Source organism: Paracoccus sulfuroxidans (genome assembly GCF_007830335.1).
GTDB classification, from domain to species: Bacteria; Pseudomonadota; Alphaproteobacteria; order Rhodobacterales; family Rhodobacteraceae; genus Paracoccus; species Paracoccus sulfuroxidans.
Window position 1 is genome coordinate 212,175 of sequence record NZ_VLKU01000004.1, and the last position, 21,704, is coordinate 233,878.

General features: G+C 66.2%; 23 protein-coding genes. 5 read left to right on the forward strand and 18 right to left on the reverse strand.

All coding sequences use genetic code 11. From position 1 onward, the window contains the following. Window positions 1-160: 160 nt before the first annotated feature. The 4 genes from phnF (at window position 161) to IQ24_RS08180 (ending at window position 5,868) form a co-directional block, all read left to right on the forward strand. A complete protein-coding gene (gene phnF, locus IQ24_RS08165) occupies window positions 161-880 on the forward strand; it encodes a phosphonate metabolism transcriptional regulator PhnF (protein WP_145397352.1) in 720 nt (239 codons plus the stop codon). 272 nt (window positions 881-1,152) lie between these two features. Continuing rightward, complete coding sequence (locus IQ24_RS08170; protein ID WP_145397354.1) at window positions 1,153-4,305, forward strand: DUF4781 domain-containing protein; 3,153 nt, start codon at window positions 1,153-1,155, stop codon at window positions 4,303-4,305. A gap of 28 nt (window positions 4,306-4,333) precedes the next feature. Then, on the forward strand, window positions 4,334-4,900 hold the full coding sequence (locus IQ24_RS08175) for an SMI1/KNR4 family protein (protein ID WP_145397356.1): 567 nt from the start codon (window positions 4,334-4,336) through the stop codon (window positions 4,898-4,900). 212 nt (window positions 4,901-5,112) lie between these two features. Then, entirely contained in the window at window positions 5,113-5,868 is a 756-nt protein-coding gene (locus IQ24_RS08180) for a hypothetical protein (protein ID WP_145397358.1), read from the forward strand. Between the two features lie 62 nt (window positions 5,869-5,930). Here the strand turns inward: IQ24_RS08180 and IQ24_RS08185 are convergent, their stop codons facing one another. From IQ24_RS08185 to IQ24_RS08215, 8 genes are all read right to left on the reverse strand, one after another. After that, the gene (locus IQ24_RS08185; RefSeq protein WP_145397360.1) at window positions 5,931-6,395 is read right to left on the reverse strand and encodes a hypothetical protein; all 465 of its coding nucleotides are present in this window, start codon (window positions 6,393-6,395) and stop codon (window positions 5,931-5,933) included. Then, window positions 6,392-7,639 (reverse strand): type II and III secretion system protein family protein, encoded by a 1,248-nt coding sequence (locus IQ24_RS08190; RefSeq protein ID WP_145397362.1) that lies wholly within the window; start codon window positions 7,637-7,639, stop codon window positions 6,392-6,394. Before IQ24_RS08190 ends, IQ24_RS08185 begins: the two co-directional genes overlap by 4 nt. Then, the gene (gene sctV, locus IQ24_RS08195) at window positions 7,636-9,693 is read right to left on the reverse strand and encodes a type III secretion system export apparatus subunit SctV (RefSeq protein ID WP_145397363.1); all 2,058 of its coding nucleotides are present in this window, start codon (window positions 9,691-9,693) and stop codon (window positions 7,636-7,638) included. Before sctV ends, IQ24_RS08190 begins: the two co-directional genes overlap by 4 nt. Beyond that, window positions 9,690-10,223, reverse strand: a complete 534-nt coding sequence (locus IQ24_RS08200; RefSeq protein WP_145397365.1) for a tetratricopeptide repeat protein — start codon at window positions 10,221-10,223, stop codon at window positions 9,690-9,692. Before IQ24_RS08200 ends, sctV begins: the two co-directional genes overlap by 4 nt. An 11-nt stretch (window positions 10,224-10,234) precedes the next feature. Next, window positions 10,235-10,609, reverse strand: a complete 375-nt coding sequence (locus IQ24_RS08205; RefSeq protein ID WP_145397367.1) for a hypothetical protein — start codon at window positions 10,607-10,609, stop codon at window positions 10,235-10,237. A 23-nt stretch (window positions 10,610-10,632) separates the two neighbouring features. Then, a complete protein-coding gene (locus IQ24_RS08210) occupies window positions 10,633-11,577 on the reverse strand; it encodes a SctD/MshK family protein (protein ID WP_158637496.1) in 945 nt (314 codons plus the stop codon). 110 nt (window positions 11,578-11,687) lie between these two features. Next, window positions 11,688-11,858 (reverse strand): hypothetical protein, encoded by a 171-nt coding sequence (locus IQ24_RS20075; RefSeq protein WP_158637497.1) that lies wholly within the window; start codon window positions 11,856-11,858, stop codon window positions 11,688-11,690. 21 nt (window positions 11,859-11,879) lie between these two features. After that, window positions 11,880-12,125 carry an EscE/YscE/SsaE family type III secretion system needle protein co-chaperone gene (locus tag IQ24_RS08215; RefSeq protein ID WP_145397370.1) on the reverse strand — a complete coding sequence of 82 codons (246 nt, stop codon included), beginning with the start codon at window positions 12,123-12,125 and terminating at the stop codon, window positions 11,880-11,882. A gap of 373 nt (window positions 12,126-12,498) precedes the next feature. On the opposite strand from IQ24_RS08215, the gene IQ24_RS08220 reads away from it, so the two are divergent. Then, window positions 12,499-13,599 (forward strand): DUF1521 domain-containing protein, encoded by a 1,101-nt coding sequence (locus IQ24_RS08220; RefSeq protein ID WP_145397372.1) that lies wholly within the window; start codon window positions 12,499-12,501, stop codon window positions 13,597-13,599. Window positions 13,600-13,659: 60 nt separating this feature from the next. Here the strand turns inward: IQ24_RS08220 and IQ24_RS08225 are convergent, their stop codons facing one another. Genes IQ24_RS08225 through sctJ form a run of 10 tightly spaced genes read right to left on the reverse strand, consistent with a single transcriptional unit; the run spans window position 13,660 to window position 21,686 of the window. Continuing rightward, on the reverse strand, window positions 13,660-14,676 hold the full coding sequence (locus tag IQ24_RS08225; protein ID WP_145397374.1) for an EscU/YscU/HrcU family type III secretion system export apparatus switch protein: 1,017 nt from the start codon (window positions 14,674-14,676) through the stop codon (window positions 13,660-13,662). Further along, window positions 14,673-15,515: an EscT/YscT/HrcT family type III secretion system export apparatus protein gene (locus IQ24_RS08230; protein WP_145397375.1), complete on the reverse strand. Its 843-nt coding sequence runs from the start codon at window positions 15,513-15,515 to the stop codon at window positions 14,673-14,675. The genes IQ24_RS08225 and IQ24_RS08230 overlap by 4 nt, the downstream gene beginning before the upstream one ends. Then, window positions 15,512-15,766 carry a type III secretion system export apparatus subunit SctS gene (gene sctS / locus IQ24_RS08235; protein ID WP_145397377.1) on the reverse strand — a complete coding sequence of 85 codons (255 nt, stop codon included), beginning with the start codon at window positions 15,764-15,766 and terminating at the stop codon, window positions 15,512-15,514. Before sctS ends, IQ24_RS08230 begins: the two co-directional genes overlap by 4 nt. A gap of 9 nt (window positions 15,767-15,775) precedes the next feature. Continuing rightward, a complete protein-coding gene (sctR, locus tag IQ24_RS08240; RefSeq protein WP_145397379.1) occupies window positions 15,776-16,420 on the reverse strand; it encodes a type III secretion system export apparatus subunit SctR in 645 nt (214 codons plus the stop codon). A gap of 9 nt (window positions 16,421-16,429) precedes the next feature. Then, the gene (locus tag IQ24_RS08245) at window positions 16,430-17,671 is read right to left on the reverse strand and encodes a FliM/FliN family flagellar motor switch protein (RefSeq protein ID WP_145397381.1); all 1,242 of its coding nucleotides are present in this window, start codon (window positions 17,669-17,671) and stop codon (window positions 16,430-16,432) included. Then, entirely contained in the window at window positions 17,668-18,162 is a 495-nt protein-coding gene (locus IQ24_RS08250) for a YscO family type III secretion system apparatus protein (RefSeq protein WP_145397382.1), read from the reverse strand. The genes IQ24_RS08245 and IQ24_RS08250 overlap by 4 nt, the downstream gene beginning before the upstream one ends. Next, a complete protein-coding gene (locus IQ24_RS08255; protein ID WP_145397384.1) occupies window positions 18,159-19,487 on the reverse strand; it encodes a FliI/YscN family ATPase in 1,329 nt (442 codons plus the stop codon). Before IQ24_RS08255 ends, IQ24_RS08250 begins: the two co-directional genes overlap by 4 nt. After that, window positions 19,484-20,131, reverse strand: a complete 648-nt coding sequence (locus tag IQ24_RS08260) for a hypothetical protein (protein ID WP_145397386.1) — start codon at window positions 20,129-20,131, stop codon at window positions 19,484-19,486. The genes IQ24_RS08255 and IQ24_RS08260 overlap by 4 nt, the downstream gene beginning before the upstream one ends. Beyond that, window positions 20,128-20,895, reverse strand: a complete 768-nt coding sequence (locus IQ24_RS08265; protein WP_145397388.1) for a hypothetical protein — start codon at window positions 20,893-20,895, stop codon at window positions 20,128-20,130. Before IQ24_RS08265 ends, IQ24_RS08260 begins: the two co-directional genes overlap by 4 nt. After that, the gene (gene sctJ / locus IQ24_RS08270) at window positions 20,895-21,686 is read right to left on the reverse strand and encodes a type III secretion system inner membrane ring lipoprotein SctJ (RefSeq protein WP_145397390.1); all 792 of its coding nucleotides are present in this window, start codon (window positions 21,684-21,686) and stop codon (window positions 20,895-20,897) included. Before sctJ ends, IQ24_RS08265 begins: the two co-directional genes overlap by 1 nt. Window positions 21,687-21,704: the final 18 nt, after the last annotated feature.

Sequence of the window (21,704 nt, forward strand, 5' to 3'; positions counted from 1 at the left end):
GCAGAAACCTTGAGGGTGGAAGGAAGAGCCTTCGATCCATAGCCCAGCCGCGCGCAGGCGGCGATCACGTTTCTGCGGGCGACCCGCTTGCCGATCCCGATTTCAGCCTATACAACTAGACAATTAGGGCGGGCTGACCGTCACCGTTGAAGGAACCTGCATGGCGCAATCTGGAACCCCCGTCTGGAGATCCATCCGCGACACATTGGCCAGCGAGATCGCCCAGCAGGGCCTGCGACCCGGCGACAGATTGCCGACCGAGGCGCAGCTTTCCGCCCGTTTCGGGGTCAACCGCCACACCTTGCGCCGGGCCGTTGCGTCGCTGGTCGATGAGGGGCTGTTGCGGGCGCGGCGCGGCTCGGGCGTGTTCGTGGCGATGCAGCCGGTCGAATATGCCATCGGGCGGCATGTGAGCTTTCACCAGAACCTCGCGCTGGCCGGGCGGCTGCCGGGGCGTCGGGTCAATGTGACCGCGCGGCGTCCCGCCGACCCGGTCGAGGCACAGGCGCTGCGCATTCTGGCGGGGGAAGAGGTCTGGGTCTCGGAAGGGGTGTCGACGGCGGATGATCAGCCGATCGCGCTTTATCGCACTGTCTTTCCGGCGGCGCGCTTTCCGGGGCTGGATGAGCGGCTGAGCCGCCTCTCTTCGGTCACGGCGGCGCTGAATGAGGCGGGGCTGGCCGAATTCCTGCGTGCCGAGACCCGGATCAGCGCCCAGACCGTCACCGTCGCGCAGGCGCTGCTGCTGAACGCGCAGGAAGGCCAGCCGCTGATCGTGACGCAATCGGTCAACACCGACATGCAGGGCGTGCCGGTCGAATATGGCACGACCTGGTTCCTGTCCGAGCGGGTGACGCTGATCACCCGATCCGAGATCTGACGCCATCTGATTCCTGCCGTGATTCCGTGGCTCTACCCTTCCGCAGGGGCAACCTTGCGGGCGCGTCCGCGCGCCCTGAAAGCATAGGGCGACGGGGTTCCGGGCGGGGTCGCCCGCAGGTTGCCGCGCGCCCTGATGCGGGGCGAAAAACCGGCAAGATCTTGCCAGCCGGAGGCGCTCGCCCGCGAATTTCAGATTTCTGTCAGGTGGCCTTCGCAAACATCTGGCATCGTGGCGGAAAGGTAATCAGTTTTTGAGTTGAGAGGTCGTCCATGACCACAGTTTTCCGCAGAGACGATCGCTCTACCCCCGTTCCCCAGCAGCCCCCGGCCAAGCCCGTTCCGGCCGCGAAGCCGCAGCCGACCGAGGCCACGACGCCGCCGAAACCGGGTGATCCGAATTTCGTCGGACCGGTCGCGGCAGCCCCGGCGACGGCGCCCGCGACAGGCCCGGCCCCAACGACGGCCCCGACGGCAGGGCCGAAACCCGGCGATCCCAACTTTGTCGGGCCGGTGGCGACGGCACCGGGCGCGCCGAAACCTCCTGCAGAAGAGGTCACGCCCGAGCGTAAGGCGGAAATCTCGACCTGGGTCGCGGATAACGCCGGTGAGCGGTCGCGCGGCGGTTTCCTGTGGCTGGGCCATGATGAGCATGGCGGCGAACGCACGGCGGCGGCCATGCGCGGCGACTCGTCGCTGGGCAAGCTGACCGAGGCCGAACAGCGCGAGCTGGCGCGGCAATCGGTCGGGGCGGTGCTGGGACAACGCGGTGATCAGCGCAGTGAAAATCTGCGCGAGATGGCCGAGGGCGTGAAGGACGATCCGACCGCCCGCCGCATCCTTGCCGAGGAACTGGCCAGGCCCGAGGCTGCGACCAAGGCCTCGCACGCCCGGGGCATCCCGACGATGGCCAGCGAGGGCTATTTCGAAGGCCAGTACGAGGCAATGGAGCAGGCGATCAAGCTGGATCCCGCCGCCGCCGTGCGCCAGTTCGACGGCATCGAGCCGCAACTGGCCAGCGTTCTGGGCGCGAACCCCGAGGCGCGGCGCGAGCTATGGGCCGCTTTGGGCGATAAAGGCCGGATCCCGGCGGAACAGGCCGACCGGCTGGCGACCTCGCTTTTCATGTTCGAAGACGGCTCGGCCCTGACCAGCCAGAAGGACCGCCAGAACTTCGCCAATGCCATCGCCAATGTGAAGCGTCCGGGCGATGGGCCGACCGACAAGATCGGTCGCGAACAGACCGCCCGCAACCTGGAACAGGTGCTGCAGGATCCGGGCGCGCGCGACATGCTGTTCAATCAGGAAACCTCGCCCGAGCAGCGGGTCTGGGCCCTGGATATGGCAGCCGCCGACGGCGCCTGCACGACCAAGGATCACATGAAGGGCGGCTGGGAGAACGAGCAGGTCTCGCGCGACTATGCCCAGAAGGTGACCGACGCCTATCAGCAGCGCGGCACCGATCCGCAGACCCTGTCGGGCGAGGCGCTGCGCAACACCGTCGGTCAGGCCATGGGCTATCAGCCCGACCAGCTCCCCGAAGGGGCGCAGACCGACGCGATGATGGCGCAGGGGATGGACTATCAGTTCTATTCCCGCGGCGGCAACAACGCCGCGCTCGACAAGGTCGCTGATCAGATCACCTCACTGGGCGGCGCGGATGCGAAGGTCACGGTTATCCCGATCAGCGTGACCGCCGAGGGGCAGGGCGCAGCCGTTGTGCCGCTCTTCCGGGTCGAGACCGAGGGCGGGCCGCAATTCGTCGACCACTCGGGCAGGACCTACAAGGACGTCAAGGACTGGGAAGAAAACAACACCCTTCCCGAAGGCAAGATGACCTATGCCGAGGGGTTGGACCTGAAATCCGACAAGCTGACCCATCGCAACACGCCGGGCGTGGTCGACACCTTCTCGGAAGGGTTCGGCAAGGTTGTGGACGGCGTGGCGATTGGCGCGGGCATCGTGGCGGGCGTGGTCATCATCGCGGGCTCGGGGGGCACGGCGGCACCGCTGGTCGCGGGCGGCGCGGGGCTGTGGATGGCGGGCCGTGCGGGCCAAAGCCTGCACGACAAGGCCACGCATGGCCAGGATATCACCGATCTCAGCGATCCCAGCGTCCGGGCCGACTGGCTTGAGGTTGCGGCGGGCACGCTGTCGGTCGGGGCTCTGGGCGGGGCGATGAAGCTTGCGACCGCGGGCGCGCGGGTGACGCCGGGTCTGGCGCGGACGGTCGCGGGGCTGGGTTATGCGGCCGAGGGCGCGGATGCCATCGCCATGGCCGATCAGGCGATCCAGCTGGGCCAGAACTGGGACAATATGTCCGGAAAGGACCGCGCGGCGTCGCTTCTGAACATCGGCTTCTGGGCGGGCATGAGCGGGGCCTCGCATCGCGCGGGCCAAAGTGCCACGAACGGCACCGGCTTTGCAGGCATCGACGCCAGCATCCGCAATGGCACGGCCACGCTGCCACGCGCGGACGTGCCGGTCTCGCAGAACACCAGCCTCGCTCCGGGCGAGGTGCGGGTCGCCTATGACACCCAGAACGGGCGCGCGACCAATGTCCGCATCGAGACGGGAACCGGCCCGATCAGCCCCGATCTGCTGGCGCTGCACCAGACCACCGCCAACCAGATGAAGAACGCCAACGGGTTGCGCGACCGGCTGACCAGCCTGTTGACCGGCCAGCAGCAGCCCGAGGTCGGCTCGAACGCGTGGGAAGCCAAGCTCGAGATCGACAAGATCACCACCGAATCCTCGCAACTGGCGACGCAGCTTGCCAATGCCAAGACCCCGACCGAACGTGACGCCATTGCCGTGCGTCAGCGCGAACTGGATCAGGCACTTGTGCGCGAGACGCGGCGGCTGGATGCGGCGGCCTCGCAGGGGAATGGCTTCGTGGCCGCCCCCCGCTCGCAGACGGATATCCAGAACCAATATGTGGCCTCGGGCGATATCACTCTGGGCATACCGGCCGGAACCGCCGCGCTGGCCGCGCCGAAACCGGGGGATGCGAAGCTGACGAATTTTGGCACGCTGAAGGGAGATCAGGCGCAGGGCATCGAAGTCACTCTTGATCGCAGCATGCTGGACACCGGCACCCATGCCGATCCGAACCTGCGCCCGCCGGGCTTTGAAGGGGGCGGCGCGAACCATTCGCGTGGTCACCTGCTGGCCCGTCGTCTGGGTGGAGACGGGGCCGAGATGGCGAACCTTGTCACGCTTTACCAGAACCCGACCAATTCGCCCGTCATGCGCTCGTTCGAGGATGTGGTCTATCGGGCCGTCGACGCGGGCGAGAATGTGAACTACCGCGTGACCCCGGTTTATGCGGAAGGCAATCCCGTCCCGACCCATATCGTCTTGCAAGCCAAGGGCGATCAGGGCTTGGATATCGCTGTGACCATCAACAATCGCGATGGCGTTTGATTGCAAGACCCGAAGGAAGACCTGAAGCATGTGGATTGACGATCTGGCGCTGCTGATCCCGCCGCCCCCGGCCGAGGAGCGCACTGTGACCATCGAAGCCGGTGACTGGAAAGCCGCCGAACAGAAACTGGGCCGCCCCTTTCCCCCCGATTTCAAGCAATTCGTCGAAACCTGGGGGCCGGGGTACATTGGTAGTTTCGTCGCTTTCTATACGCCCACTGGGAATTACAGCACTGCCATACTCTTGCCCGCCGCAGTCGAGCGTCCGGCCAAGGCCTATGCTGAGCTGAAGCAGAACTGGCCCGCGAAATATGCACTGCCGAATTTCCCGGCCGATGGCAGCCTGATGACCGCAGGCGTCACCGACAACGGCGACTACGTCGGCTGGATCGTCAGCGATGCCCCGCCCGAGACATGGCCTGTCGCCGTCTGGGGGGATGAGGACGGCATGCCGCAGGTCTTCGAAGGTGTGACCTTCGGGCCGTTCCTTGTGGGGCTGGTGACCGGCTCGATCCGGCCCGAGGCGTTTCCGCCGCAGCTTTGGACGGACACGCCGCTGGGCTTCACGGTCCTGCCGCAGAAGGCCGCGCGCTAGGGCCACCGGCCCCGGGTTTGCCCATGTCAGGGCGCGCGGTTGCGCGCCCTTTCTGCCATTCAAGGCAGTAGTTTGCCGAACCGTCCCCAATGGTGCGGAAACCGGCAAGCTGCTTTTCCGGCTGGATTTTTTCGGTTCATTTTGACGGCGATCTGTGGCACGACTCGAAGGGACGGGCATGTCCTCCGTCGAGTTTTCTGTCGGATGAGTAAATGTCTGCAACGAGTTTCCCGAAAGCCCCGCTGTTCCGCCTTGCCCCTGCTTTGCTTGTCGCCCTGGCGCTGGCTGGATGTGCTGATGACAATTCCTCCTTCGGGCCCGAGCCCAGCCGCCCGCTGACTGCCTCGCAGCGCATGGGTGAGCTGCAGGTGGCGCTGCGCCGCAACCCCAACGATGTCGAGACGCTGAAGGAATACGGCAAGATCCAGGCCGATCTGGGCCAGTGGAGCCAGTCCATGGGCGCCTATCGCGAGGCCCTGTTGGTCAAGCCCGACGACCGGGACGCGGTGATGGGCTATGGCCGGGCGCAGCTGGCGGTCGGCGATTACGCCGGTGCGCTGTCGATGGCGCAGAAGGCCGGGGGCACGGACCTGCCGGTGCTGCTGCTGAAATCGGGCGCACTGACCGGTCTCAACCGTCTGGCCGAAGCGCGTGCGGTTCTGGATGCCGCGACGCGGGCGTATCCGCGCGATCTGGACGTGCGCAGCAATATCGCGATCATCGCGGGCCTAACCGGCGATCCGCAGGCCTATGGCATCGCCCGCGCGGCGGCCTTCGCGCCCGACAGCAGCTATTCGCACCGGCGCAACCTGATCCTTGTGGGCGGGATGACCCGGCAGGACGCCACGGCCCGCGCCGATGGCCAGCAGCTGGGCCTTGCCCGGGAAGAGATCGGTGACATTCTGGCCGTGGGTCACCGCGCGCGGACGCAGGGCATGCGCGCCTTCGGCATCATGCCCGCGATCTGAAACCAGACGACAGTCAAAATAGAAAAGGGGCCGGTTGGCCCCTTTTTCATGCTGTTCTGTCTCTATTGCCCGGTCGCGTAGGGATCATAGGGCGCGGTCGGATAGATCGGGCCGTTCGGACCATTGGGCGCGGGGGCTCCGCCGATCTCTTGCGGGCGCACCGTGCGGGGAGAGCCGCGCATGCCGCCGTAATTGGGCACGACCTGCGGGTCCATGCCGCCGTTCAGATAGGCATCGGCGGCGCGACCGACCGGACCGGTCGGCGGCGGCCCCGGCGGGATCGGGTCGACCAGATCGCTGGGGTTCAGCACCTGCTTGGCGAAGGCCACATCACGCGCGCAGCCCGGCGGCGTGCCGGAATAGGTCGAGGCGCGGCCCGGCTGGCAGGAGGTCGGGATGACCACCCCGCCCTCATTATAGGTGAACGAGGGGTCCATCGAGGTCCGGATGACGTCCGAATCGCGGATCATCGGCTCGGCGCAGGCGGTCAGCAGAAGGGCGGGGGCAAGGAAGGCAAGCGTTCTCATCTGGTGATGAACCCCACGGTGTTCTGCGGTTGCGGGCGGGCCTGACGCGGCCCCGCAACATCGCGCGAGCCTGCCAGATAGGGGGTGATGAAGATCATCAGCTCGCGCTCGCGCCGCGACCGGGTGGATTTGCCGAAGATATTGCTCATGCCCGGGACGCCGTTCGACGAGTTTTCCGAGAACTGCTCATAAAGACCGGCGATGGCGAAGGTCTGGCCGCTGGAAACCTCGACCGTGGTATCGGCGCGCCGCACCGAGACGCCCGGAACCTGGAAGCCCTGCACGGCCACGGTCGCCTCATTGTTGAGGAAGCTGACCTCGGGCTTCACCTCGATGGCGATGCGGCGATTGGGCAGGACCGTCGGCAGGAAGTCGATCGAGACGCCATACTGCTTGAACGCGGCGGTGATGACGCCGTCGCCCTGATTGACGGGATAGGCGATCTCGCCCCCCGCCTGGAAGCTGGCGCGGCGACCGCTGACGGTGGTCAGCGTCGGCTCGGACAGGATCTGCACCGCGCCGCGACGTTCCAGTGCGTCGATCAGCGTGTCGATGGTGAAGCTGCCTGCGGTGGCACGGCCGCCCACGGCAGGGCCGCCCGGCCCGTTGACCGCGCCATCGACGAAGCCCGTCGGGTTGCCAAGGCCGGTGACCACGCGCAAGGGGCCCGCGGCCGAGCTGCCAAGCGCCGACAGATCGACCCCAAGCCGCTGCAGGTCATTGCGCGAGGCCTCGACAAAGCGGACCCGCAGCGACACCTGCGTGCCGCCGCCATAGGTCGAGTTGTCCTGCACCGAGACGCCCTGATTCTGCAGCGCCCGCGTCGCCGCCGAGACCGAGCGCGCGCCCTGCACGTCATTGGTGTTGCCCGAGATCACCGCGCCATCCGGCGTGGTGTTGATCGTCAGCCCCGGCGCCATCATGCCGTTCGCCGCCGAGGTGTCGGGGCGCACGTCGATGGCATATTGCGCCAGCTGCTGCTCATTCGCATCGCTCAGGATGATGTTCGTGCGGCCGGGCGCGATGCCCGTCACATAGATCGAATTCGGCGAGGAGGCCTGCGCATCGGCGATCATCGGATCGGCGACAAAGACCGTGGCGGTGCCCTCGGGCAGGTTCATCATCCGGCCTTCGCCTTCGCGCAGCACCAGTCGCGCCTGTGCAAGAGAGGGGCCAGCCAGCAGCACCAGCAGCAGGAAGCCAAGGAAAAGCGGGACAGGCAGGGATCTGATCGTCTGGTTCATTGGATCGACAACATGGCCAGTGGTTGCACCTTGTAGGTGGGCGCGACTTCCTTGTGCGACAGAACCGGGAAGTTCATGTCGTGATTGGCAAGGAAACGGCGCAGGAACCGGCGAATGTCCATGCTGGACAGGAAAACCGGCTGCGAAGTGTGGGAAGACGGATCGCCCACGGCGGATTTCAGTGTCTCCAGCAGCTTGCGCGACTGCTGGGCCTCAAGCGCCAGATAGACGCCCGAAGGGGCCTGACGGATCGAGTTGCGGATGGTGTCCTCGATGTCGGTTTCCACCACATAGGCGGCGATGAAACGGTCGGCATCGGCGTATTTGTGGCTGATCTGGCGGGCGAGTGCGGCGCGCACATATTCGGCCAGCAGTTCGGCATCCTTTTCGCGCGGGGCCCAGTCGACGATGGTTTCCAGCAGGATGCGCAGGTTGCGGACGGGGATCTCTTCTTCGACCAGCTTACGCATGATGGCGGCGATCTTTTGCAAGGGCAGCGCCTTTTGCGCCTCGGAGACGAGGCTGTCATAGCGCGCCTCCATCGCGGCCAGCAGCGCGCCGACCTCTTGCACGCCCAGAAACTCGGCCGCATGGCGCGGCAGGCGCGCGATGGCGGTGCGTGCCAGCGCCTCGGCGGGGGTCAGATAGGCGATGCCGTGGCGCTTCAGATCGGGCGCGGCCGAGGGGTGGCACCACCAGCTGCGGGTGTCGCCGATTTCGACCTCATCGACCGGAACGCCCAGAATCCGCGCAGGCTCGGGACTGTCGAGCAGACGCAACCGCCCGGCGGGGATATGCCCCTCGGCGACCGGAACGTTCTCGACCCGCAGCTGCCAGCGGTCGGCGGGCGCGAGGCTGTCGACAGAGAGCTGCAGCCGGGGGAAGGGCACGCCCAGATCGTCGAACATCCGCGCACGTTCGCTTAGCGCCGCGTCGTCGAAGATCGCGCGCTCCAGCCCCGAGGCAAGGCCGCTGCCGACGCTCAACTGCACCGGCTGCATCGGCACCATCAGCAGGTCCTGACGCGACTCGACGCGGCCCGGTACGTTGGCGGAGAGATCGTTTTGCGCTGCGGCCTCGGCCTTTTCGCGGCGGCTGGCGAAGAAGCCCGCGCTCCCGAACAGAATGGCCAGCGAGACAAAGACCATCCACGGGAAACCGGGGATCAGCGCAAAGCCCAGAAGGACGACGGCGGCGACCTGCAACGCGCGGGCGCTGGCGGTGATCTGGGCGGCGATGTCCTGTCCCAGATCGGCCGAGCCGTCATGCGTGATGCGGGTGATGACCAGACCGGCGCTGATCGCCATCAGCAGCGCGGGGATCTGGCTGACCATACCGTCGCCAACGGTCAGCACCGAATAAAGATGCAGCGCATCGCCGAAGGCCATGCCCTGCTGGCCGACACCAACGCCCAGACCGCCCAGAATGTTGACGGCAATGATGATCAGGCCCGCAATCGCGTCGCCTTTGACGAATTTCATCGCCCCGTCCATCGAGCCGTAGAATTCGCTTTCCAGCTGCAGCGCTTCGCGGCGGCGGCGGGCCTCGGCCAGATCGATCTCGCCCGCGCGCATGTCGCTGTCGATCGACATCTGCCGCCCCGGCAGCGCGTCCAGCGAGAAGCGGGCCGAGACCTCGGCCACACGTTCCGAGCCTTTGGTGATCACGATGAACTGGACGATGGTGATGATCAGGAAGACCACGATGCCGACGACCAGCGAGCCGCCCAGAACGAATTTGCCGAAGGTTTCGACGATCTGGCCCGCATCGGCCTGAAGCAGGATCAGACGCGTCGTGGAAATGCCGATGGCCAGCCGGAACAGCGTGGCAAACAGCAAAACCGCAGGCAGGGTCGAGAAGGACGTAGGCTTTTGCAGATAGACGGCGACGATCAGGATCAGCACCGATAGCGACAGGTTGAAGCCGATCGACAGGTCGATCAGCCATGTCGGCAGGGGCAGCACGATCATGAAGACGATCAGGATCAGCAGGACGACCAGTGCGAGGTCCTGCCGTGACGCGATCATCTTCAGAGCGGCTGTGATCCTGCTCATGCCTGGCCCCCGTGCAGTAGCTGTGCCTCGCGCGAGCGGGCCAGCGCGGCGCGGGCGCCTTCATTGTCACCGCGACGATGCAGGATGCGCGCGGTGATATAATGGCGCGCGGCAATCTCGGCCTGGTTCGGGGCGTGGGACAGCGCGCCCGGCTGATCGGGCTTGCGGTCAAACCGGGTCAGCACGGTCATCGCCTGTTCGGGGTCGCCCGCGCGTAACATCGCCTCGGCCACGATCAGAATGGTCGAGGGCGTCAGATCGCCCATCGCCATGCCAGCAAGGCTCAACACCATGGCGCGCGCCGGATCGCCGTGGCGCAGATAGATCAGCGCAAGCGAGGACAGGACCTGCCCATGCTGTTGTGAGTTCGGCGGCGGCGGGGGCGTGCCCGGCTCATCGCCGTCCTGCCAGCTCTCATCCTCGCTCTGCTGGCGCCATTCGGTCGTGGCGAAAGCGTCCGGCCCTTCGCCCTTGCCCAGAGGGCCGTCGAGATACTGGCTGGAGTTCAGTGAAAGTGATGAATTGTTCAAAACGGCCTGTCCTATTGGCCGCGAAGGTCAAGATAGCGTTGCAGCTTGCGCGTCTCGTCGTCGATGACGGCGGTGACCAGACGACCCAGACCCGGCACCGCCTTGTCGGCAAGGCCTGCGTGATCGCGCGCCGCCTCAAGGGCCGCGACCAGCTGGATCGTGTCGGGCAGGCGGACGCGGCCGAAGCCTTCCTCAAGGATCTCGCGGAAGCCGCCTGTCTCCGAGCGGTTTTCGTCAAGGCGCGCGCGGGGCGGCGGGATCTGGCCCTGCCCCTGGATCTGCTTGTCCGGCGTCAGATGCGCGCGGCCACGAAGATTCGTTGTGGTCGTCCCAGACGTTTCGGTACTGGGGCGCGCTGGCGGGAAGGGGCTGATCTGGTTTACCATGGTTGCTTGACCTGAGAGTACATTTAGAAGCGCACCGTTGTTGTCTGCGAGCCCCGGGCCAGCTCGATCTCGCCCTTGGCGATGGATTGGATGATCCAGCCGTCGCCGGTCGTGTCGCCGATCCGAAGGACGGTGCCGGATTTCGTGCGGATCTCGGGGGCCTTGCCCAGCCAGACCGAGGACACGGCGAGGATGGGCGAGGCATCGCCCTCATGGACCTGAACCACCAAGGGCAGACTCTGGCCGAAATCGGATTCGAAATTGGCGCGCAACTGGCGCCAGACGTCGGTCTTGTTGGCGGGCAGGGCGCCGGTGACGCGGAAGATCCCGTCCTCGACGCTGAGTGTCAGCCCGTCCAGCCCCTCGGCCTGCATGCGTGTCTGCAGCCCTTCGGCGGCCGAGGTGGCGCAATCGCCGGTGCAGGACATCTTGGGCGAGGTCGCCGTCATCAGATCGGGCGGCGCGGCAGGGGCCGCAGCCTCGGCGGTTTGCGTGGGTGCGGGGCCAGTGCTGTCGGTCGCGGCCTGCGTTTCGGGCGGGCTGGCGGCATCGGGGGAATTCGCGCCCAGCCACAGCCCCATCGACAGGGCAATCGCGCCGATTGCCAGACTGGCAGGCAGGCCCAGACGGCGCCGCGTGTCGGCATGCAGGCGCGAGATGGTGACCACGGTGTCGGAATTCAGCCGCAGCGTGGCGGGCAGTTCGGTCTCATAGACCGCGCCGCCCGTCGGCAGCGCCGAGGGTACGCCGGTCGCGCCGTCATGGCAGCTGAGCCCCTCGCTGCGGGCGGCGATTCGCAGACGGTTGCCGTCGCCCTTGAAGGCCAGACAATCCGGCGAAAGCCCGGCCAGAACGATATTATCCTCGCGTCCGCCGCCAAGCTGCATTTTGGCGGTCCCGAATGCGGTGCTGGCCCCGGCATTGGGGCCGGTCAGCACGCTCAGCAAAAAGGGTTTCGAATGCGACATTATATGGGCCCAATAGCCGGTCCTCCTGATTAAGGAGCCGGCGCCGTATTTCATTCAGCTGCTTTATTGAATTGATGGGGCGCGGCAAAAACCGCACCCCGCCCAAGAGATCAGGCTTTGATCTTGTCCCAGGCTTTTTTGATCGCGTCGAGAGCGGACATCTTGGTGTTGAAGTCCTTCATTTCGCGGTTCAGGCTTTGCTGGAATGCCAGAGCTTCCTGGTTCTCCGAGCGGGTCTGCTGCAGCATACCTTGGAGCGAGCTATTAGAATTGATGGACATGATTTATACTCACTAGTTAAGTTAACCGGTTGGGTCTTCGTTAATTGATGCCCACAGCTTTGGCAGCGCGTCGATGCCAGCATCATACGCCTGGGAGAGAAGAGCGAGCCGGGCATACTGTTCTGTGCTCACTCCACGGCCCATTTCCTGGACCACACGCCCTTTTCCTGCCAACAGCCGTTCCGTAAGGCGCTTCAACTCGACCCCGTCAGGGTCGACTCCGAAGCGTCTGTCCAGTTCGACGATTTCAATCACGCGTTCAGACACTGTTCGTAAACCTCCCGACGGGGACCGCGTCGTCCCAGCGCAACCAAGTAAGACTGGTCAAACATGCAGGCCAAAGATGACGGCCGTGCGACCATAGGGGCAGTCTTTCTTGAAAACGTCCGGATGTGGACCCCGTTTAGAGGTTTGGAAAATAATCTGGCGGATTTTTGCCATACGCCTATGCCCAATAGGCGATGCGGCGCGCAACAGCGGAAAGCCGCCAAAAATGCCATAAACTATTCACGAAATTGTGGAATTATCAGTCTGCTGGTGACCAATAACGTGTAATTCAGTTTTAGAGAGTGTCATGAACACACCTGTCAACCTTACGGCGATAAATATTAGCGTCGGTATGCCCGGGTTGGATCAACCCTTGCCAGCGCAGGCTTTCAAACGACCGAATTTCCTCCAGGCTCTCTTCCCTGGGCATCACGGTCATCATGGCCCGCACGGTCACCACGGGCATCATGGTCACCATGGACCGCATGGTCATCACCATGGGCATCATCACCATCACGGCCACCACGGGCCGCATGGGCGCCACCATCACCACAGCCACGGGCCGCATGGCTCGCACGAGGGCCCTGGGCATCATCCGGGCGAATCGCAGAACGGTGGCAACCAGAACCCGATCTCGCAGCTTTTCAACGGTCTGGGGCAGCTCTTCGACGGTCTGTCGCAGCTGATCGGCGGCGGCAACAACAGCGAAGGCGCGCAAAAGCCCATCAGCGGTCAGGCCCGGATCTGGGGTGACCCCCATTTCATCGGTGCTGACGGCGGCAAGTTCGACGTTCAGGGCGAGGCCGGGAAGACCTACAACCTGCTCTCGGATCAGGGGTTCCAGATGAACGGAACCTTCGAGAAATGGGGCAACGGCGGCGCGACCGTGGTCGGCAAGGTCGGAATCACGGCCGGGTCCAACTATATCCAGGTCGACAAATCCGGTGCTGCGACTGTGAACGGCCAGGAGCTGAAGGAAGGCGAGCGTGTGCAGCTGCACGACGGCGGCTATGCCGAGCGCAAGAATGGTCAGGTCGTCGTCAAGAAGGGCGAATGGGAAGTGAACTTCCAGCCCAAGGGCGACATGATCAACATGGACGTCAAGACCGACAACGCGGTCGCTGACGGCGTGCGCCCGCACGGCCTGCTGGGCCAGACCTTCGACGGCGATGGCAAGGCGCGCAACGGCGACTCGGGTTCGGGCGCGCAGGGTGGCGGTGCCATCGAGCGTCTGGACGGCTCGATCTCGAGCGCGGGCGACAAGAACACGGTGAAGGACTACGAGGTCGAGAATCTCTACGACACGCATTTCCAGAATCACAACAGTGACTATGGACAGTGGAGCCAGTTCGAAAAGCCGATGAACGAAGCGCTGCAGCTCAGCATGATGCTGGGCTTCTCGACGCTGTTCAACAGCCTGTTCTCCAGCCAGAACATGTTCGGCGGCAACTCGTGGGGCGGTCAGTACGTCTGACCCTGCCGGTTGAAGACAAGGAAGGCCCCGTCGCATCGGCGGGGCCTTTTCCTTTGCCGCCTAGCGCAGATAGGGCGCGATGGCGGTGATCTGGTCGTCGCGGGTGATGTAGTCGCCGACTGCGATCGATTCGACCTTGGCGACGGTCTCGGCATCGAAATGGGTGTCGACCTTGGCCTGCCGCAGCAGACGGCGGACGGCCTGACTGCCGCGCGCGCGAATCACGACCAGAGGCGCGGGCGTGTCCCCCTCGACATAGCGGATGCCGATGGCCTGATGCGGGGCGTTGTGGATCACGGTCGTCGCCTGCGAGAGCCCGGTTGGCCGGTCCACCATCGCCCGCTGGTCCGAGCGCATCTGACCCTTCAGCAGTGGGTCGCCATCCTGATCTTTGAACTCTCGCTTAAGCTCGGTGATCGACATGCGCTGTTCACGCATGAAGCTGGAGCGCTGCACCAGATAATCGAACAGCGCCGCCAGCGTCAGGATGGCAATGGTCGCCATCAGCAAGGGGCCCATCATCCGGTCCATCACATAGCTCGCGCAATCCATGCCGCAGGGCGGGGTCGAGATCATCGCCCCGAAATAGCCCCAGGCCAGAATCCCCAGCACCACCGTGACCGCCGAAAGCCGCACCACATGCATGAGGAAGCCCAGAAGCGCACGCTTGCCGAAGATCTTCTTGAAGCCTTCGGCTGGGTTCAGCTTCTTGAAGTCGGGAATCAGCGGATGCGTCGAAAAGACCGGGCCGCCGGAAATCGTCATGCCGCCCAGAATGCCGATCACGATGACCCCGACCAGCAGCGGCACCACGATCATCAGCCCCAGATCCAGCGAGACCTTGGCCTTGTCGGCCAGCTGCTCGGCAAAGCTCAGCGCCGGGTCCGGGTCATAGGAAAACAGCTGCTTCAGATTCTCGGTGATGCTGGCCCGGCGCATGTAGAGATAGCCCAGCCCCACGATGGTCGCGACCGAGGATAGCGTATCCTTCGAGGTCACGACCTGCCCCTTCTCGCGCGCTTTCTTCAGCTTGTGGGGCGTCGGCGGCAGGTTCTTTTCTTCCGAGGATTCGCTCATTCAACGACCCCCTTCAGGAAGGGCGACAGCGCGTCGGGTGACAGCGCGCCATGGCCGATCTGGCTGATCGCATAGCGGGCCACAATGACGGTATAGATCAGCAAAAGCAGGGCGTGCACGATCTGCTTGACCGACATGGCCAGAAACATCGCGTTGATCTGCGGCATGTATTTCGTGCCGACGACCAGCACCATCTCGGCCAGCAGAAGCGGGACCAGCACCGGCAGCGCCAGCAAAAGCCCCGCGCGCAGGATCTGATCGAGCATCTGCAGGGCCAGCGCACCCTGACGCGGATCGGGCAGCTCGAAGGGTTGCAGGACCGGGAACATCGCATAGCTTTTCAGCAGTGGGCCAAAGAGCGTCGGGAACAGCACGCCCTCGGCCGCCAGCACCAGCACGCAGACCATGAAATAGAAGGTCCCCGTAACCGAGGCCTCTGACGACGAGCCCGGGTCCATGATATTGGCCATGGATGCGCCGCGCTGCATGTCGATGAAATCACCCGCCGCCAGCACCGCCCAGAAGGGGATGCCCACCAGAAAGCCCAGCACCGCCCCGATGATCGTTTCACGCAGAACCACCAGCGGCAGCGAGATGGTCGAGATCAGATCGGGCTCTGCCATCACCTGTGCGCTGGCGGTGCCAAGGACAGGTGCGGTCATGGCGACGACGACCGCGCCGCGCAGGAAGCCCCGGCTGATGCCGAAGCGGCCAAAGACCGGGCAGATCATTACGAACCCGACCGCCCGCGCGCCGGTGACGATCAGCACGACCGTCAGGGTGGCCAGATCCGCAGGCAAGGACAGCCCCGGCGCCAGCACCTCGTAAAGGCCGTTCATCCGGCCGCGATCCGGGAAAACACGTCGATGGTGAAGGCGATCAGCCGGGCCGAGAGTGCCGCACCCAGCACGATGATAACCCCCGACACGGCCAGAAGCTTGACCGCCATCGGCAGCGTCTGGTCCTGGATCTGGGTCAGCGCCTGGATCAGGCCGACGATCAGCCCCACCGCCGTCGCCGCGATGATGACCGGCAGTGACAGTTGCAGCACAAGGATCAGCGCGTGGTTCAGGGTCTCGTAAAGCCGCATCGCGCCCCCCTAGACATAGCTCATCACCAGCCCATGCGTCAGCCGCGACCAGCCGTCGACGGCGACGAACAGCAAGAGTTTGAACGGCAGCGAGATCACCGTGGGCGAGACCATCATCATCCCCATGGCGGTCAGGATATTCGTCATCACCAGATCGATGACGATGAAGGGCAGGTACAGCAGCACGCCGATTTCGAAGGCGCGGGTCAGCTCGGCGGTGACGAAGGCGGGGGCGAGGATGAAGATGTCGCGCTCACCCGGCATCACGCCGCTGTTGGCATGCATTTCCTGCGCGGCCGACAGGAAGAATTCGCGGTCCTGCGGGGTGGTGAAGCGCATCAGGAATTCGCGGACAGGCTCCAGCCCGCGCTGCAAAAGCTGAGCCCATTCCGAAGGTGGGGGCACGGTGGTCAGGCTGCCGTTGTCGGTCAGCGCGGCGATGGACTGCGCGATCACCGGCGACATGACATAGCCGGTCAGCACGATGGTGACACCGTAAAGCACCATGTTCGGCGGCGTCTGCTGCACGCCCAGCGCGCTGCGCACCAGAAACAGCACCACCGCGATCTTGACGAAGGCGGTCAGGCTGACGACCAGAAAGGGTACGATCATCAGGGCCGTGGCGGCCATCAGCAGCGGAAGCGGGCTTTCCATGACGGTGGCTTATCCGTCGCCGAAGAGGCTGCGGATCTCGATGGCGCGCTGGCCCGCGACCGAGATGACCTCGCCCGTGCCGATCAGCTGGCCATTGGCCAGAATGTCGACCAGCGCGCCATCGGGGCGGTCCAGCGTGATGATCGTGCCGGGACCGGCGCGGCGCAGCTCGGCCAGCGACATCAGCGTCTCGCCCAGACGGAAGGACAGGCGCAGCTCCAGCGCATCAAGGGATTCGGTGCTGGGGGCCGCACCTGCCTGAGGCGGGCGCGGGCCACGCGGCGCGGGCTCGGCGGGGGGCGGCGTCTGGCCCGCGGGCTCGGGTGAGGGGGTGTCGGTATCGCTCATCAGGACCTCGGACCGGCTGGCGGTGGGAACGGTGCGGTCACGCGGGGACCGCAGGGTAAACGGGCCTGCCAGCGACCATGCGGCGGGCAGGGGCCCCTCGCCCGCAGGACGGGCCAGGGCGGTAAATTGCGACTCGATCACGATGCGCGCGGAATCGGGAACCTCGGTCAGGACCAGGGCATCGCCGGGGCCAAGGCTGGCGAGTTCGGCGACCGAAAGGCGCATATTGTCGATCTCGACCGCCGTGCGCAGCTTCAGCGGCAGGTCCTCGGCGATGGGCGCGGTCCAGCGCGACAGCACCGGGCCCAGCGCGCGCGCGGCGGCGGGCGACAGTTCCAGCGGCATCTGCTGGCGGTAGGGCTGGGCGGGCGGCTTCTGCATCACCTCAAGGCGCAGGCCCAGATGAACGGCCGAGGCGGTTTCCTCGGGCTCGGTCACAAGGCTGCGGAACCGGATCGAGAGCCCGGCCTGCGCTTCGACATCGTCGAGCCATGCGGCCAGACTGTCCTCGATCAGCAGGGCGGCATCGGCGGGATCGGTGTTTTCCAGCGGCAGGCCGGCCTGCCGGCGCGCCGCGCCCCATGAAAGGCCGATGCGGGCAGGATGACCCTCGATCTCAAGTTCCAGCCAGGCGGCACCCACCGGCAGTTGCCGTGCCCCGGTCAGCGCGACCGAGACCATCGTGCCCCCGGCGCGAAGGTTGATCGGCCCGCGCCGCATGCAAAGCAGGTTCTGCGCGGCGGCCTGCTCCGCCGTCAGTCGACGCCGTGCCAGCGGCAGGCGGCGCGGGTCGCGCTGGGGCAGGTCCTGCGGGCTGTGGTCCTGCTGCTGAAGAACCAGCCGTTCAAGTCGCGAGGCCGAAATTGCGCCCGCTGCGGGCTGTCTGGCGGGGGGAAGGGTCATCCGCGGCCTCCGAACAGCACGAGGCTGCGGCGCTCTTCGGCCTCAAGCTCATCGCGGCGGTCAATGGCATAGGCCAGCGCCTCGGCCAGCGGCTCGCGCATGCGGCGGCGCTTTTCGCACAAGCGTCCGGCCCGGGCCAAGGCCTTGCGGGCCTCGTCCAGCTGCGCCTCGGCCTCGGTCACGCGCTGGGCGGCGGCCGCGATGGCGGCTTGCGCATCGGCCTCTCGCTGGCGGTCGCCCTGAAAGGTGTTAAGCACCGCCTCCAGCGCGCCACGCAACTGGGCCGAGCCGATCATCGGGTTGCGCAGCGCATCGCGCCGCTCGGCCTGTTCGCGCGACAGCTCATCAGCCAAACGGATGCTGTCCCGATGCTCCTCGATCCGCTGGGCGACGACACCGCGCGCGGCAGAGACGGCCCGCGTCGCCAGCTCCTCGCGCAGATGCGCCAGCCGCAGCAGCTTGTCGGCTTGGTTCAGCTTGCGCCGGTTCATCGCGTGCCCCCGACCGAGGCCAGTTTCGTCAGCGTGTCGCTGAAGCCGCTGATGTCTGCGGTGTCCTGCTGCAGGAAGGCGTCCATGGCCGGGCGCGTCGACAGCGCCTCATCCGCCAGCGGGTCCGAGCCCTGCCGGTATTCGCCGACCTGCACGAGGATCTCGATTTCCTCAAGCTTGGCCAGCCGCGCGGCAATGCGCTGGCTTTGCGCGATCTGTTCGCGCGGGGCGACGGCGCTCATCACCCGGCTTTTGCTGCGCAGAACGTCGATGGCGGGGTAGTGGCCGCGCGCGGCCAGATCGCGAGACAGGATGATATGGCCGTCCAGAAGGCTGCGCATTTCATCGGCCACGGGATCGGCGGCATCGTCATCGCCCTCGACCAGAATGGTATAGATGGCGGTGATGACGCCTTCGCGCGTGCGGCCCGGACGCTCCACGATGCGGGGCAGGGCGGCAAAGACCGAGGGCGGGAAGCCGCGCCGGACCGGAGGCTCGCCCGCCGAAAGGCCGATCTCGCGCAGGGCGCGCGCGACGCGGGTCGCGCTGTCGATCAGCAGCAGCACGCGCTTGCCCTGACGGCGGAACTCCTCGGCGGCGGCGGTTGCGGTCAGGGCGGCGCGCAGGCGCTCGGTCGCGGGCCGGTCCGAGGTCGAGACGACTACCGCCGCGCGTTTGCGGCCTTCCTCGCCCAGATCGCGTTCAAGGAATTCGGCGACCTCGCGGCCCCGTTCCCCGATCAGGCCCAGCACGATGGCATCGGCATCGGCCCCGCGGATGATCTGCGACAGCAGCGTCGATTTACCGACACCGGCCGCGCCAAAAATCCCCATCCGCTGGCCTTCGCCCATGGTCAGCATGCCGTCGATGACGCGCAGCCCGGTGACGAAGGGCGTGTCGATGACCGGGCGATCCAGCGGCGAGGGCGGATCGGTGTTCAGCGGCACGCGCCGGGCGATGGCAGGCCCCCCGTCCAAGGGGCGCCCGAAGGCGTCGACGACCCGGCCCAGCATTTCGGCACCCGCAGGGCCCAGAGGCTCGGCCCCGGTCGGCAGCACTTCGGTGCGGGCCGAAAGGCCGCGCACGTCACCGGCGGGGGCCAGAATCGCCTCTTCGCCGTCGAAGCCGATGATTTCGGCGGAAAGTTCGATCCGGCTGACGGGGTCGCGCAGGATACATTCCTCGCCCACGCGGCCATCGGCCAGCCGCGCATGCAGCACGCAGCCCGAGATGCGGGTGATGCGTCCGCGCAGCTCGACCGCCTCGACGCGGCGGGCGCGGGCGCGCAGCTGTTCGGTCAGCGGGTCATTGCCGGGTGCTGTCATTCGCTGTCCTTGCTGTCGTCTGGCTCAAGCCCGTCGCCGTCAAGGGTCGAGGGCATCGGGGCGGGCTCTTCCTGCTCTTCCCAGGCACGCAAAGCGCGGTCGGTCAGCGCGCCAAGGCCGATCTCGACGCTGCCGCGATCGCTGGTCAGGACGGCGCGACCGGGATCCAGCGCCGGGTCCGAGATGACCGAGAGGATCTCGGGCCCGTCAGGTCCAAGCGCATCCACGGCGCGCCGCACCGGCCCCACCATCTCATCCGAGGCAAAGATGCGGCCCTTGCGGTGGTCGCGCATCTGCGTCAGCGCGTGCAGGGCGGCCAGATAGGTGGCCTCCTCGGGTTCAAAATTGCCAAGGATCGTGCGCACCGTCTGGGCGATCAGCCGCGCGAGTTCCGGCTCCATATTCCGCAGCCGCGCCTCGGCGGCCTCTTCGGCGCGAGCGATCAGACGCGAGGCGGTGCGCGCCGATTCCTGCAACGCGCGGCGGCGGGCCTCATTGATGGCGGTCTTTTCCATCTGCACGGCGGCGTCCTGAGAACGCTGCCGCGTCGCCTCGGCGTCGCGCAGGATGGAATCGGCCTCGCGCAGGCGTCCCACCTCGTCCCGGCGCAGGATGCGCCCGCCGCTGGAGCGATCCGAGGTCATGCCGGGGCCTGCTGTTCGGGCGCGGGGGCCTCGGCGATCACCGGCTGCACCAGCGTGGCGATGGCCGCCGCAAGCGCTGCCGAGGCGCGCTCGGGCGGGGTTTGCTGGGCCGCGCGGGGCAGGACGATGCGCGTGCGGGGGCGCACCATTTCCGAGAGTTCGCGCAGACGCCGCGCCAAGGTGTGGGGGGGCGGCGCAATGGCACGCGGGCGGGCAGGCTCGGGCGGGACATGCGGCAGATGCAGGGGTCGCGCGCCCGGCGCATATTCATGCGACAACGGCGAGGGCAGGCTGTCAGCCCAAAGCGCGACCAGCCCGGCCCGCAGCGCGTCATAAGAGGTGTCCTCGCTGATTTCCTCGGGCATCAGCGACAGGTGGCGATGACGCAGGGCGAAATCCTGCGCCTCCTGCGGCATGGGAAGCTCGGCCAGCGCCTCGGGGGTGATGGCCCCAGCGATGAAATTGGCCAGCAGGGCCGAGGCCGCCGCGTCGAATGTCCGTTCCGCCAGATCGCTGTCCAGAAGCAGCGACAGGGCGGGCGTTTCGCGGTTGATGCGGGCGGGGTTCAAGGGCGAGAGGCCCTGGCCCAGACGGCCGACCACGCGGCCCGTTGGCGCGATGCCCGGATGGCGGCGGACGGCCCGTGCGGCCATCAGCCTTGCGCGCAGCTTCGCGCCCTCGACCCGTGCGGGATCGCAGCGCCGGGGCTTTTCAGCCGGGGCCGCGGCGTCCGGCGCAGTCTCGGGCACGGGGGCGCTGTCCATCACAGACCACCCTCGTCGGTTTCCTGCCGGGCAGGGGCCTTGCTGCGGCCACGGCCAAGCTGCTGGCGCAGATAGGGCCAACCGGCGGCGATGCCCGCGATCATGAACAGCAAAAGTGCGCCTGCAAGCGTCATCCACAGCCGCTGGGCCGAGGCGGGATGCACCCAGATGCCCAGCACATTGCTGAACTCGACGGGTTTCGCCTGCGCCACCTCGGTGGCCGAGGCGGGCACCATGACGACGGTGATGTTGTCGTAAAGCAGCCCCTCGATCGAGTTCGCGACCAGAAGCTTGATCTGCGCCGAATAGTCCTGGACGTTCGAGCCCGGCTGATAGCGCACGAAGACCGAGGCCGAGGACGGCTTCACATCGCGGCCCAGCATGTCGGATTCGGGCAGAACGACATGGATGCGCGCCGACAGAACGCCATCAATCTCGGCAATGGTGCGCGACAGTTCCTGACTGAGCGCATAGATCATCCGCGCGCGCTCTTCGGTCGGAGAGGAGACCAGCCCCTCTTTCTTGAAGACATCGCCCATGCTGGCATATTGCCGCGCGGGCAGGCCGCGCTGGTCCAGAATGCCCATGGCGTCAGAGAAACGCGCGTCATCGACCAGAACCGAGATCCCCTCGGAGCCAGTGTTTTTCGAGGCTGGGATCCCCGCAGACAACAGCGCGGCGACCATTTCGTTGGCCTCGCGCTCGGTCAGTCCCGAGTAAAGCTCGGCCTTGCAGCCAGCCAGCGCCAGTACCAGTGCAAGCGCAGCGGCGAAACGAAAACTTCGAACCATATTGTCGACCTGTGCCGA